Origin of the sequence: Streptomyces tritici (assembly GCF_048500665.1) — a bacterium.
In the GTDB taxonomy this organism is placed as follows: domain Bacteria; phylum Actinomycetota; class Actinomycetes; order Streptomycetales; family Streptomycetaceae; genus Streptomyces; species Streptomyces tritici.
In genome coordinates this window covers 6417122-6428534 of record NZ_CP183183.1, presented here as the reverse complement: position 1 = coordinate 6428534, position 11413 = coordinate 6417122, and the positions used below count along the sequence as shown (strand labels likewise).

12 protein-coding genes and 2 pseudogenes are annotated in these 11413 nt (G+C 71.3%); 8 read left to right on the top strand and 6 right to left on the bottom strand.

What is annotated here, in order from left to right; translation table 11 throughout:
* The first annotated feature begins 91 nt into the window (after window positions 1-91).
* From ACNJ93_RS29505 to ACNJ93_RS29490, 4 genes and pseudogenes are all read left to right on the top strand, one after another.
* Window positions 92-1962 (top strand): annotated as a pseudogene (locus tag ACNJ93_RS29505) (ATP-binding cassette domain-containing protein).
* 10 nt (window positions 1963-1972) lie between these two features.
* Window positions 1973-2941, top strand: coding sequence for a class I SAM-dependent methyltransferase (locus ACNJ93_RS29500; protein ID WP_418960506.1), 969 nt, complete (start codon window positions 1973-1975; stop codon window positions 2939-2941).
* Entirely contained in the window at window positions 2838-3530 is a 693-nt protein-coding gene (locus tag ACNJ93_RS29495) for a class I SAM-dependent methyltransferase (RefSeq protein ID WP_418961573.1), read from the top strand. The genes ACNJ93_RS29500 and ACNJ93_RS29495 overlap by 104 nt, the downstream gene beginning before the upstream one ends.
* A gap of 50 nt (window positions 3531-3580) precedes the next feature.
* The gene (locus ACNJ93_RS29490) at window positions 3581-4288 is read left to right on the top strand and encodes a hypothetical protein (RefSeq protein WP_418960505.1); all 708 of its coding nucleotides are present in this window, start codon (window positions 3581-3583) and stop codon (window positions 4286-4288) included.
* A gap of 580 nt (window positions 4289-4868) precedes the next feature.
* Here the strand turns inward: ACNJ93_RS29490 and ACNJ93_RS29485 are convergent.
* Together ACNJ93_RS29485 and ACNJ93_RS29480 are read right to left on the bottom strand one after the other, a co-directional pair.
* Complete coding sequence (locus tag ACNJ93_RS29485; RefSeq protein ID WP_418960504.1) at window positions 4869-5426, bottom strand: GNAT family N-acetyltransferase; 558 nt, start codon at window positions 5424-5426, stop codon at window positions 4869-4871.
* Window positions 5427-5529: 103 nt separating this feature from the next.
* Window positions 5530-5741: pseudogene (locus ACNJ93_RS29480) on the bottom strand (IS256 family transposase); the annotation flags it as partial.
* 226 nt (window positions 5742-5967) lie between these two features.
* On the opposite strand from ACNJ93_RS29480, the gene ACNJ93_RS29475 reads away from it, so the two are divergent.
* Window positions 5968-6699 carry a dienelactone hydrolase family protein gene (locus tag ACNJ93_RS29475; RefSeq protein ID WP_418960503.1) on the top strand — a complete coding sequence of 244 codons (732 nt, stop codon included), beginning with the start codon at window positions 5968-5970 and terminating at the stop codon, window positions 6697-6699.
* Here the strand turns inward: ACNJ93_RS29475 and ACNJ93_RS29470 are convergent, their stop codons facing one another.
* Window positions 6700-6840, bottom strand: a complete 141-nt coding sequence (locus ACNJ93_RS29470; RefSeq protein ID WP_418960502.1) for a hypothetical protein — start codon at window positions 6838-6840, stop codon at window positions 6700-6702. It abuts the gene before it with no gap.
* Entirely contained in the window at window positions 6837-7217 is a 381-nt protein-coding gene (locus ACNJ93_RS29465) for a tautomerase family protein (RefSeq protein ID WP_418960501.1), read from the bottom strand. The genes ACNJ93_RS29470 and ACNJ93_RS29465 overlap by 4 nt, the downstream gene beginning before the upstream one ends.
* Before the next feature lie 64 nt (window positions 7218-7281).
* Here ACNJ93_RS29465 and ACNJ93_RS29460 point away from each other — a divergent pair, with 64 nt between their 5' ends.
* The gene (locus tag ACNJ93_RS29460) at window positions 7282-7770 is read left to right on the top strand and encodes a MarR family winged helix-turn-helix transcriptional regulator (RefSeq protein ID WP_418960500.1); all 489 of its coding nucleotides are present in this window, start codon (window positions 7282-7284) and stop codon (window positions 7768-7770) included.
* A 149-nt stretch (window positions 7771-7919) separates the two neighbouring features.
* Here the strand turns inward: ACNJ93_RS29460 and ACNJ93_RS29455 are convergent, their stop codons facing one another.
* Both ACNJ93_RS29455 and ACNJ93_RS29450 read right to left on the bottom strand, forming a co-directional pair.
* Window positions 7920-8384: an ArsI/CadI family heavy metal resistance metalloenzyme gene (locus ACNJ93_RS29455; RefSeq protein WP_418960499.1), complete on the bottom strand. Its 465-nt coding sequence runs from the start codon at window positions 8382-8384 to the stop codon at window positions 7920-7922.
* 32 nt (window positions 8385-8416) lie between these two features.
* A complete protein-coding gene (locus ACNJ93_RS29450; RefSeq protein ID WP_418960498.1) occupies window positions 8417-9814 on the bottom strand; it encodes an FAD-dependent oxidoreductase in 1398 nt (465 codons plus the stop codon).
* Window positions 9815-10192: 378 nt separating this feature from the next.
* On the opposite strand from ACNJ93_RS29450, the gene ACNJ93_RS29445 reads away from it, so the two are divergent.
* A complete protein-coding gene (locus ACNJ93_RS29445; RefSeq protein WP_418960497.1) occupies window positions 10193-10930 on the top strand; it encodes a dienelactone hydrolase family protein in 738 nt (245 codons plus the stop codon).
* A 117-nt stretch (window positions 10931-11047) separates the two neighbouring features.
* Window positions 11048-11413: an ArsR/SmtB family transcription factor gene (locus tag ACNJ93_RS29440; protein WP_418960496.1), complete on the top strand. Its 366-nt coding sequence runs from the start codon at window positions 11048-11050 to the stop codon at window positions 11411-11413.

Below are 11413 nucleotides of genomic sequence, written 5' to 3'. Positions count from 1 at the left end.
GACGAGACAGGGGGACAGCTTGACCGTGGAAAGCGGATCTCAACAGGCGCAGGCAGGCGAAGCGGAGGGAACTCGCGCGGACGACTCGGGCATCGCGCAGGAGGAGGAGTTCCGGTTCCGGGACGAGTCCCGGCTGCGTGCCGGCGAGCAGATGACGACCGCCACGATGGCACGGCGCCTGCCCTCCTTGGTACGGCGGTCGTTGGCCATGGCCTGGCAGGTGGACCGGGCTGCGACGGCCGGGCTGCTGGCGTGCCAGGTCGGCTCCGGCGTGCTGGCCGCCCTGGGCCTTTTCGCCGTCACCGGGACGCTTACGGCGCTGATCGCCTCCGGTGACATCACGGAGCGGCTGCGGGAGGCGGCTCCGCAGCTGGCTGTCATCGCCGCGGCCACCGGCCTGCGCGCCCTGTTGGGGATCACCGTGACGTGGCTGACCGGCCGGCTGCGTCCGGTGCTCGCGAGGGCCGCGGAGGTGAGCATGGTCGAGGCGGCGCTGGGCGCCGAGGCCGCGGCGAACAACAAGCCCGGTTACAACGACTCGTACGACATCGCCGACCGTGGCGCCCAGGTCACCCCGGATCTGTGGAGGAGGCCCAGGACGTGCTGGCCGCCACCGCGAGTCTCGCCGCCGGAGCGACCGTCCTCGCCGTGATTCACCCCGTGCTCCTTCCCCTGCTGCTCCTGGCGTGCCTGCCGCAGGCCGCCGCATACGTGCGGGCCGCGCGCGTGGTGTACCTGGCGGGTCTGGAGACCTCGGGGCGCCGGCGGATGCTGCACAAGTTGCGGTGGCACATGTCGTACATGGAGTCCAGCGAGGAGATGCGTGCGTGCCTGGCCGGTCCGTTCCTCCTCGGCCGCTACCGGCGCCTTGCCGCGTCGGTCAACGCCGCCGAGCGCAAGGCCGCCGGCACCGGGGCCTGGATGGGCCTGGTCGGGGCGGCGGCCGGCGGAGTCGCGTCGGCGGCGGTCTGGGCGACGCTGCTGTGGCTCCTGGTCTCCGGCCGGATGGATCTGGCGGCCGGGGGCGGCGCGGTCTTCGCCCTGCAGACGGCTACCAGCTCCGTGCGGGGCATCATCAACGGCGGGGCCCGGCTGGTGCGCACCGGCTGGTACGTGCAGGACTGGCAGAACTTCCTCGACAACGCCCACGGGCAGGCGATGACGGCCTCGCGCGGTTCCGAACTGCTGCCGGCGGCGCCGGAGCGGTTCGAGGTCCGTGGCGTCACCTACCGGTACGACGGCGCGGAGAAGGACAGTCTCACCGGGGTGTCGCTGCAGGTGCGGCGCGGGGAGATCGTGGCACTGGTCGGGGAGAACGGGTCGGGCAAGACGACGCTGTCCCGGTTGATCTGCGGCCTGCTGCTGCCGACCTCCGGAGAAGTCGCCTGGGACCACGCGACCACGGTGCGGCTGGAGCCGTGGGAGGCGTGGAAGCACGTCGCGCTGGCTCCGCAGAGGTTCACCTACCTGCCGCTCACCCTCCGGGACAACATCACTCTCGGGCAGGGCGACACGAGTGACGCCGCCCTCATGGCGGCCTGCGAGGCGTCGGGGGCCGCGGACATGCTGCCAGAGCTGCGGTCCGGGCTCGACACGCTCCTGACGTCCGAGTGGTTCGGCGGCCACCAGCTGTCCGGCGGGCAGTGGCAGCGCGTGGTCCTGACCCGGGCGTTCCACCGGCAGGCCGCCCTGCTCGTGATGGACGAGCCCACGGCCGCTCTCGACGCCCGTGCGGAGCACCATGTCTTCACCGGCCTGCGGCAGTTGGCGAAGGACCGGGCCATCCTCCTGATCACGCACCGGCTCGCCAATGTCGCCGTCGCCGACCGGATCGTCGTACTCGACCGGGGGCGCCTCGTGCAGGAGGGGACGTACGCACAACTCACCCGGGAACCAGGGCTGTTCCGGACACTGTGGGAGCTCGAACGGCGCACCGGCCATGAGGTGAACCGCCCTGCGTGACCCCAGGGCCATGGCTCTGGGCCTGCGCCGGGGACGGGGCCTGGGCTTGGGCCGCCCCAGCCGGCAACGGCCGGGGGCTCTGCGCCGCGATGCCCGTCCGCGCGCCCGTGCCGCCTCCCCGCGAAGGAGCCTCATGACCACCATGTCCACCGCGGCCGCAACCTACTGGGAGCGGCTCTGGTCCGCGGGCCGCCGCTACCGGCAGCTCGACGACACCGAGAGCCGGCTGCTGGAGGACCACCTCGGCCCTGGCCGAGGCCGCCCGGCCCTCGACCTCGGCTGCGGCGACGGTTCGCTGGCCCGACGCCTCACCCGGCTCGGCTACCGCACGACCGGCGTCGACTGCTCCCCCACCGCCGTCGCGCTCGCCGCGGCCCAGGACACCGAGGTCGGCCACGAACCGGTCTGGAGGTGCATGGACTTCGTCACCGACGACCTCAGCGCCCTCCCGGAGCCGGCGTACACGGTCATCACCTGCCGCCTGGTCTACCGATGGATCGACGACAAACCGGCCCTCCTCGACCGCGTCCGCCACCTCCTCGCCCCGGGCGGCACCTTCTGGGTGTCACCGAGATCTCCGGGCGCCGCGCCGATACCGACCCCCTGCAGGACCTCGGAATCACGCCCGCCCAGGCCGAGATGCTCGCCGCGGGGTGGTCCGCCGTCCACACCGCCGACCTCGACGTCCTCCGCTGCTACGCCCTACGCCCCTGACCCGCACCCACCCCGGCCACCCGAGCCACCCGAGCCACCCGAGCCACCCGAGCCACCCGAGCCACCCGAGCCACCCGAGCCACCCGAGCCACCCGAGCCACCCGAGCCACCCGATGGAGAACCCTGTGAACACCGACTCGGACACCGTCGAGACCTGGAACATCTACGGCGCGCACCAACTCGCCCGGAACGTACAACTGCCCGAGCTGGACCGGTGGGACTGGGGCATCCCGGACGCCGGCCCCGGCATCGAAGCCCTCGGTGACGTGAGCGGGCTGCGCGTACTCGATCTCGGCAGCGGGCTCGGCCGGCACGCCGCCCACCTCGCCGCCCTCGGTGCCGACGTCACCGCCGTGGACGCCTCCCCCGCCCAGCACCAGCGCGCCACCACCCGCTACCCGAACACCCCGGGCCTGCGCCTGGTGTGCGCCGACGCCATGGCCCACCTGCGCGACGCCGACCCGTACGACCTGATCTACTCCGTCGGCTCCATGCCGTACTTGGACCCCGACCGGCTCCTCCCCGTCCTGGCCAACGGCCTCAAACCGGGCGGACGCCTGGTCTTCTCGGCACTGCACACCAACTCCCACGGCACTGGCCCGTCGGCCCAGGTGGCCCCGCGGCCCGAGATCCTGCGGCTGCCCGGCACCACCGACGACCACCCCGTGGACATGTGGGTCCTCACGCCCCAGCTGTGGGAGGACCTCATGCTCCAGCACGGCCTCACCATGGACTCGGTCACCGCGATCGACTCCCCGAAGCCGGACAACCACGTCTCCTACCGGCTGTACGCCGCCCACCGCTCCGATCGCGTACCGAGCCGCCCCCGCCGAGAGCTCGGTGAGGAAGCCTGACTCGTGCCGCGGGACGCACTGCCCGGCCCGCGGTCCGTACCGAGCGACCAGTGCCTGACAGCGTGGATCCCGGCCCTTCCTCTCGACCACGGGGCCATCCCGACTGGTATGAACCGGATCGTGCCGCCCGTGGTCTACGTGCCCTTTCCGAGGCATCGAACCTGGTACAGGCGGCAGAGGCCGGCTCGCAGCTCCGCGGCGGTGGAATTGTTCACGGCCACAGCGCCGCGGTGTTCCCAGCCGCTGTGGTTGCGGCCCCGCTGCTCCTGGACATCGCCCAGCGGGGTCACCCGGCGGCACAGGACACCGCATTGGGGCTGCTTGATGAGGCTCTGTCGTGCTATCCGCATGCCGGGTACACACGGGTGGCGGCTCCTGACGGCACCGCGGTTCCCGTCTGCTGTGCCATCGCCCACCATCTGCGAGATCACACCGATTTCCTTGTCGGGCTGGGCAAGAGGGGGAAGTCATTGCCGGCCGACTCGGCCGCGCACGGGCGCTTCGAGGTCCGAGAGTGCGTCGCGGACGGCGGCGACATGGCGGCCTTCGGCATCTTGGCCGGCTGCCTCCCCGACGGCGTACACGCGGCGGAAATGCATCTCGCTGGCGCCATCACCGTGCTGAGCGAACTTGCCCTCGAGTACCCGCCCGCCGAGGGCTCTCTCGAAGCATGCCTGCGGGTGTTCGCCCGGCATCCGGGCGAACTGCCGCCGGATGCCGTGCTGTTTCCGGCGGAGTGTGGGGACCGCGTGCACTGACTGGCTTCACTGCTTCAGCGATCTTCCGGTGCAGGGACCGGCTGCTGTCGCGACGCAGCAAGCCGCCTCCAGCAGATCAGGGCGCATCCGAGGGTGAGGGTGGCGAAGCCCTGTTGACCGGGGCAGGGACGGCGGCGCCGAGGGCGGCCGCGCGGACGGAGTTCTGAGCCCGGCGACCACGCCCCCGCATTCGAGAGAAAGGCACGACCATGACCCCGCCCCCACCTGGTGCATTCCGCCCGTCCCTTGTGGGCGCCTTCGCCCAGCATGCCGCTGCCGGAGCCCGCTTGGCGGTCGTCACCGCCACCTGGGCCCGGACAGCCGACGCTCACACGAACTCGCCGACACCGGCATCGCGGCGGGCGACTCCTGTGTTGTGGACGACCGGCGTCCGCCGAGTAGAGCCACCGTTAGTGGGCGGCAGCAAGGACAGAGACGATGTCCTGCTCTCGTGATCGATGAACCGGCCTATCTGCCGCTGCGCGGCGACGACGACCCGTTCTCTTCCAGGTGATCAACCAGGGGTACCCGAAGTCGAGCACGATCCTCGTTCAAGAGTTGTGGACGGGGTCGTCGAGATCTACCGCTGTTCCCATTGGGTCCGGGTGAGTGCGTACTCGACTTCACCGTGTTCGGAGCCCTCGATCGCCTCCGGCCAGTCCCCGGTGAAGGTCCGGACGAAGGACAGGCCCGACTTCTCCATGACACGGCGGGAACGGGTGTTGACGGCCATCGTGTTCGCCGTGACCCGCTCGACCTCCAGGTCCGTAAAGCCCTTGTGGATCAGTGCCTGGGACCCCTCGGTGGCATAGCCGTGCCCCCAAGCCGCCCGGTTCAAGCGGTAGCCGAGTTCGACCACGGCGGAACTGTGCTCGTCCAGCGGCCGGAAGTGGAACCAGCCCAGGAAGGTGCCGGTGGTCCTCTCCTGCGCGGCCCAGTAGCCGCGGGTATTCCAGCACGGGTAGTCATGCATCAGTCGTGGCAGGACCCGCGTCTCCATCGCCTCGCGGCTGGTGGGGCGACCTCCGTTGATGAAGCGCATGACCTCGGGGTCGCCGTCCAGGGCGAGCAGGTGGTCGGTGTCGGCCGTCGTGAACGCGCGCAGGACGAGCCGGTCGGTCTCAAGGAAGTAGGTCATGCCGTGATCTTCACCGCTGGTCGGCCCGGCCGGCCACCGGTTTCTCGGCCGACGGTCGTCGGTGGTTTTCATGGCGCGCGGGCCGCGCATCGCTCGTCGGGATACCCCGCTCGAAGCGGGCTCCTGCACGGACCAGTGCGACGCGATGCGGCGCGCTCACTCCACGAGTTCGAAGACCATGACCGAGGCAGCGGCCGCACTGCCGGCGCCCTTCGTGACCTACGTGACCTACGTGACCTTCGTTCGGAGCCGAACCACCGCGAAGGCGGACTCGATGGGGTTCGTGGTGCGCAGGCGGGTCCAGCGTCTACAAGGGAGCATCGGGATTCGTCGCGCACCGAGACCGTTTCATCAAACAACGCCTCCCTGTCGTCGTCACCAGCCCCGGACCACGGTGGAGGCCTTCGTGATAGGTTCCTGCCGCCGTGCATCCATGCGAACTGAGGAGGTGAGACCGATCAACGCTGTGACAGGTCGGACCTCCCTCCCTCGCATGGCCTAGGGAGCGTCCGCAGAGGCATCCCGAAAGGCATGAACCGCTATGCGCTTCATCTCTGAGACGTCGTCCGACGGCGTCCGCGAACAGCTCTTCACCCTCGGCGAGATTCCTGGCGTGCTGTGGACGCCGGAAGGCGCCGTCGGCACTCGTCCGCTCGTCGTGATGGGACACGGGGGCGGTCAGCACAAGAAGGCCCCCGGCGTTCTGGCTCGTGCACGCCGCTTCGTGACCGATCTCGGTTACGCGGTCGTCGCGGTCGACGTTCCCGCCCATGGCGACCGGCCGAAGGTCGAGGAGTACGACCGGATCGTGACCGAGAACCAGGCACGGGTGGAAGCCGGTGAGGATCTGGCCCCGCTGATCGCCGGCTTCCAGGCGCTCGTGGCCCGCCGGACCGTGCCGGAATGGCGGGCGGTCCTGGACGCGGTCCAGCAACGCGAGCACGTCGGCACCGGCCCCGCGGGCTACTGGGGCGTCTCACTGGGCTGCGGACTCGGTGTTCCGTTCGTCGCTGCCGAACCGCGCGTCCGCGCGGCGGTACTGGGCCTGGGCGGGGTGGCGGCGTCGGCCGAGGCCGCCGCGCGGATCACCGTCCCGGTGGAGTTCTTGGTGCAGTGGGACGACGAGCGGGTGCCACGGGCTCAGAGCCTGGCGCTGTTCGACGCCTTCGCCTCGACCGAGAAGACGTTGCACGCCAACCCGGGCAAGCACGGGGAGATCCCGGCGTACGAGCTGGAGAGCACGCTGAGGTTCTTCGCCAGGCACCTCGGCTAGTCACGGCCCACCACGCGCCGATCGGGACCGGATCCCGATCGGCGCGTTCAACGCATCGTAGGGACCATCCGCCGCCGGCACCGGGCCTGTGCTGAAGAAGCCTTGGTTGTTACCCCAGAGGCTCAGCAGCGCGAACGTCACGCGGCCAGGGTGCCGCCGACGAAGGTTCGTTCCGGCGGTGACGCCACGAGTTCGACCATGGTCCCGTCGCGGAGGTCCTCGCCGACGACGCGCGTGATCGCGTCGGTGAGCCCGGTGCCGAGACTCTGGGTGATCTGGGCGGCGTCGGGGCGGTCGAAGACGCCGGCGCGGACGCCCAGGACCACCGAGGCGTTCGTGTCCACGGCCTTGCCTCCCTGCGCTGAACGGCCCGCGGGTACTCCGGCCAGGCGGACGCTCACGAGGTCGCGGGCCCATGCGCCGTAGACGTCGACGATCGCGTCGGTCAATGCGGCGATGAGCTCGGGCTCCTTGCCGGTCAGCCTGTTCTCTGGAAGGTGGACGGTCAGATGCGGCATAGTGGACCTCGTTCCCTTTGGCTCCAAAGGCTTTGCACTTAAAGGTATCTGCAGGAGGTCTTGGATGTCCACGGAATCGGACGGTCCCGCCGTGAACGAGGCCGTCCGCACCCTGCTGTTGCTCATGCCACGGCTCGTCGGCCGCGCCAAGCGCCTGCCCATCCCTCCGGCGCTCCAGGGCCTGGACCTGGCACCGCGGCATCTCGCGCTGCTGGCCCACCTGGAGTACGACGGCCCCACCAGCGTCAACGACCTGGCCGCCCGGCTGGAGGTCGCCCCCACGACCGTCAGCCTCATGGTCAGCGAGCTGTCGCGGCCGGGCGTCCTGCAGCGCACCGCCGATCCCGCCGACCGCCGCCGCCGCATCATCGCCATCGCCCCCGCCTACGCCGCGCCGATCGGCGAATGGCTCTCCGGCAGCGCCTCCGCCTGGGAACGCGTCATGCACGGCCTCGCCCCCGCGGACCGCGCCACCGTCATCAACGCCCTGCACGCCTACGAGGCCGCCTTGGAGCAGGCGAGCGACCAACACGGGAACGCGCAGCCGCGTTAGTGGGACGGTGCGTCGTACGGCGCACCTCGGCTCGCCGGTCGGATCCTCGGCGCCGCTGCCGTCCCACGGGCAGCACGGCGCGGGGCCTCGGCCGGTCCCCGGTTCCGGTCGTGACCCCGCGGGTGTGGTGTCGTTCGGTCGTCGCAGGGTCAGCAGCAGCCGCCTGCGGAGAGCGGTGGGCGCTCATCGGCGCCGGCGTCGGCCGGACCGGTGCAGCACGCACTGTCCTTCTGCTTGGTCAGGGTGTCGGCGTCGGCTTTGACGACGTACACCTCCCACGGCTCGCGGCCGGGGCCGTGGACCCAGACCTTGTCCTGGAGGGCATAGCAACAGCGGGTGTCGTTCTCCTCCGTCGTCGTCAAACCCTCTTCGTTCAGCCGGGTGGTGGCGGCGTGGACGGCGTCGGTGCTGTCGACTTCCACGCCGAGGTGGTCCATGTGCGTGTCCTCGTCGGCGGTGCCTTCGATGAGGACGAGCTTGAGCGGCGGCTCGGCCACGGCGAAGTTGGCGTAGCCGTCGCGGAGTTTGGCCGGCTCGGTGCCGAAGAGCTTGGTGTAGAAGGCGACGGACGCCGCCAGGTCCGGGACACGCAGGGCGAGCTGTACGCGGGACATCACGTTCCTCCTGGAGTGGTTGAGGGGGCGAGTCAGCAGCCGCCCGGGGCGGCCGGCGCATCGACGCCGAGCTGAACCAGGGCGGGGGCCGGAGCGCAGCAGCCGCCGCCGTCCGGCGCGGCATCGGCTTCCGCCTGGTCGAAGAGGCCGGCTCCGCCGCACACGCCGGTCTCCGGCAGGACGAGTTCGACGCGCTCGGCGGACTCGCGGTCGCCGGCGATCGCGGCGACGACGGAGCGGACCTGCTCGTAGCCGGTGAGGGCGAGGAAGGTCGGGGCGCGGCCGTAGGACTTCATGCCGACCAGGTAGACGCCCGACTCCGGATGCGAGAGCTCGTTCACGCCGTGCGGGTAGACGGTGCCGCAGGAGTGCCGGTTGGGGTCGATCAGCGGGGCGAGCGCGAGCGGGGCCTGCAGTCGCTCGTCGAGGCCGAGGCGGAGTTCGTCGAGGAAGGAGAGGTCGGGGCGGAAGCCGGTGAGCACGATGACCTCGTCGACCGGAGCGAGGCGGCGGCCGTCCTCGGCGACGAGGACCAGGCGCTCGCCGTCGCGGTGGATCGCCTCGGTGCGGAAGCCGGTGACGGCGTCGGCGTGGCCTTCGTCGACGGCGGCCTTGGCGGCGAGGCCGAGGGCGCCGCGGGCGGGGAGTTGGTCGGCGGTGCCGCCGCCGAAGGTGGAGCCGGAGATGCCGCGGCGCAGGATCCAGGTGGCGTGAGTGCCCGCGCCGTCCGCGGACTTCGCGAGGTCGGCCAGGGAGGCGAGCGCGGTGAACGCGGAGGCGCCGGAGCCGATGACGGCGACGCGCTTGCCCGCGTAACGGGCGCGGACGGCCGGGTCCTTGAGGTCGGGGACGCGGTACGAGATCCGGTCCGCGGCCGCGCGCTCACCGAGGGCCGGGAGGCCGTCGCCGCCGGCGGGGCTCGGGATGCCCCACGTGCCGGAGGCGTCGATGACGGCGCGGGCGAGGATCCGCTCCTCGCGGCCGTCGGCGTACGTGACGTGGACGGTGAACGGCTGCGTGTCGCGGTCGGCGTCGACGATCCGGTCGCGGCCCGAGCGGGAGACGCCGGTGACACGGGCGCCGACGCGCACCACCTTGTCGCCCAGGGCGTCGGCGAGGGGCTGCAGGTACTGCTCCGTCCAATCACCGCCGGTGGGGTACGTCTCGGCGTCGGGCTTCGCCCAGCCGGTCGGGGCGAGGAGCTTCTCGGCGGCCGGGTCGGTGACCTCGCCCCAGGTGGAGAACAGCCGGACGTGCGCCCACTCGCGCACCGCCGCACCCGCCTGCTCGCCGGCCTCCAGGACCAGCGGCTCCAGGCCCCGCTCGACGAGGTGTGCCGCGGCGGCCAGACCGACGGGACCGGCCCCGATCACGAGGACGGGGAGCTGGTCGGCGGTGGCGGTGGCGGTGGCGGTGGCGGTGGCGATCATGGCGAGTCCCCTTGTGTTTCGACGTCTGTCGATCTCTTGCACTCTCAGCATGGCATCGCATATCGATGAACGTCAACATAGACCTCTATCGAATTAGGGCGCCGATTCGCAGAGCACGTCGTTGTCGCCGACGTCATCCGGGTGGACAGTCGGGCTTTGCCTCACCCCACACTCGCCCGCCAGTCGCCGCCATGCCGAGGCTCTGGGCACCGACATCCCCATCAGCAGCAGAGCCACCGCGCCCATAGGCCCGGCCGGCGACGGCTTCGTGACGGCTTTTGTGAGCCCTCGCCGTATTTCAGAGAGACCCCGCGCCGCTCTCTGCCTGCGGCAGAAGAACGACCGGAGCGGGCTCGACGATCACTACAGTCCCGTCTCATGACGACGACGATCACGACACGTACGGTCGAGTACCCGGCGGACGGCTTGACGATGATCGGGCACCTCGCGCTCCCGGCCGGCACCGACCGCCGGCCCGCGGTGCTGCTCGGACCAGAAGGCATGGGACTCAGCGACGTCGAGCGCCGCCGGGCCGATGCTCTCGCCGAGCTGGGATACGTGACGCTGGCCTTCGACCTGCACGGCGGGCGCTATCTGAGCGATCCCGAGGAGATGCTGGCCCGTTGCCTGCCCCTACTCGCCGACCCCGACCGGATGCGGGGCATCGGCCACGCGGCACTCGACGTGCTGCGCACCGAACCGCGGACCGACCCCGACCGGATCGCCGCCGTCGGATACGGCACCGGAGGCGCCATCGGGCTGGAACTCGGACGTGACGGCGTCGACCTGCGCGCGATCGGAACGGTCAACGCAGTGACCACGGGCCGACCGGGCGAGGCAGCACGCATCCGCTGCCCCGTGTGGGCCGGAGTCGGGTCGGAAGACCCGATCATGCCGCCCGCACAACGCAACGCGTTCACCGCCGAGATGCAGGCCGCAGGCGTCGACTGGCGCCTCGCCGTCTACGGCGGCGCCCTGCACGCCTTCCACCACCCGACCGTCGACCACCCCACCGTCCCCGGCGTCGGCTACCACCCCCAGCACGCCCAGCGCGCCTGGCGCGACATCGTCGACCTCCTCGCCGAGTGCCTGCCCGGTGACGGAGTGAGGATCTAGGGGCATGACCCGGCCCCCGCCATCGGGCCGGCGCCTTGCTCATCCACCCCCTCACCCCCGTCGGGCGGCCCGCCCCCCTGCTCCCTACCCTGGTTCGACATGTGTCAACATAGATGCATGTCGAATGCGAAGGCGTTGCCGCTGCTCCAGCCCGGCGAGGTCGAGCCGTGCTGCCCGCCGCTCGCCGAACGCCCGTTGACGGCGGACGAGGCCGAGCGGACGGCGAAGATGTTCAAGGCGCTCGGCGACCCGGTCCGACTGCGGCTGTTCTCGGCGGTCGCCTCCCACGAGGGCGGGGAGGCGTGCGTCTGCGACATCTCCGATGTCGGCGTCTCGCAGCCCACGGTCTCGCACCACCTGAAGAAGCTGAAGGAGGCCGGGCTGCTGTCCTCGGAGCGGCGCGGCACCTGGGTCTACTACCGCGTCGAGCCGGCCGTCCTCGCCGCGATGGGCCAGCTGCTGACCAAGGCGGCGGCCGCGTGA

Coding starts and splice junctions, on each gene's coding strand:
- ACNJ93_RS29500 (WP_418960506.1), top strand. CDS start 1,973: ATGGCTCTGGGCCTGCGCCGGGGACGGGGCCTGGGCTTGGGCCGCCCC.
- ACNJ93_RS29485 (WP_418960504.1), bottom strand. CDS start 5,426: ATGACCTACTTCCTTGAGACCGACCGGCTCGTCCTGCGCGCGTTCACG.
- ACNJ93_RS29475 (WP_418960503.1), top strand. CDS start 5,968: ATGCGCTTCATCTCTGAGACGTCGTCCGACGGCGTCCGCGAACAGCTC.
- ACNJ93_RS29465 (WP_418960501.1), bottom strand. CDS start 7,217: ATGCCGCATCTGACCGTCCACCTTCCAGAGAACAGGCTGACCGGCAAG.
- ACNJ93_RS29460 (WP_418960500.1), top strand. CDS start 7,282: ATGTCCACGGAATCGGACGGTCCCGCCGTGAACGAGGCCGTCCGCACC.
- ACNJ93_RS29455 (WP_418960499.1), bottom strand. CDS start 8,384: ATGTCCCGCGTACAGCTCGCCCTGCGTGTCCCGGACCTGGCGGCGTCC.
- ACNJ93_RS29450 (WP_418960498.1), bottom strand. CDS start 9,814: ATGATCGCCACCGCCACCGCCACCGCCACCGCCACCGCCGACCAGCTC.
- ACNJ93_RS29445 (WP_418960497.1), top strand. CDS start 10,193: ATGACGACGACGATCACGACACGTACGGTCGAGTACCCGGCGGACGGC.
- ACNJ93_RS29440 (WP_418960496.1), top strand. CDS start 11,048: ATGTCGAATGCGAAGGCGTTGCCGCTGCTCCAGCCCGGCGAGGTCGAG.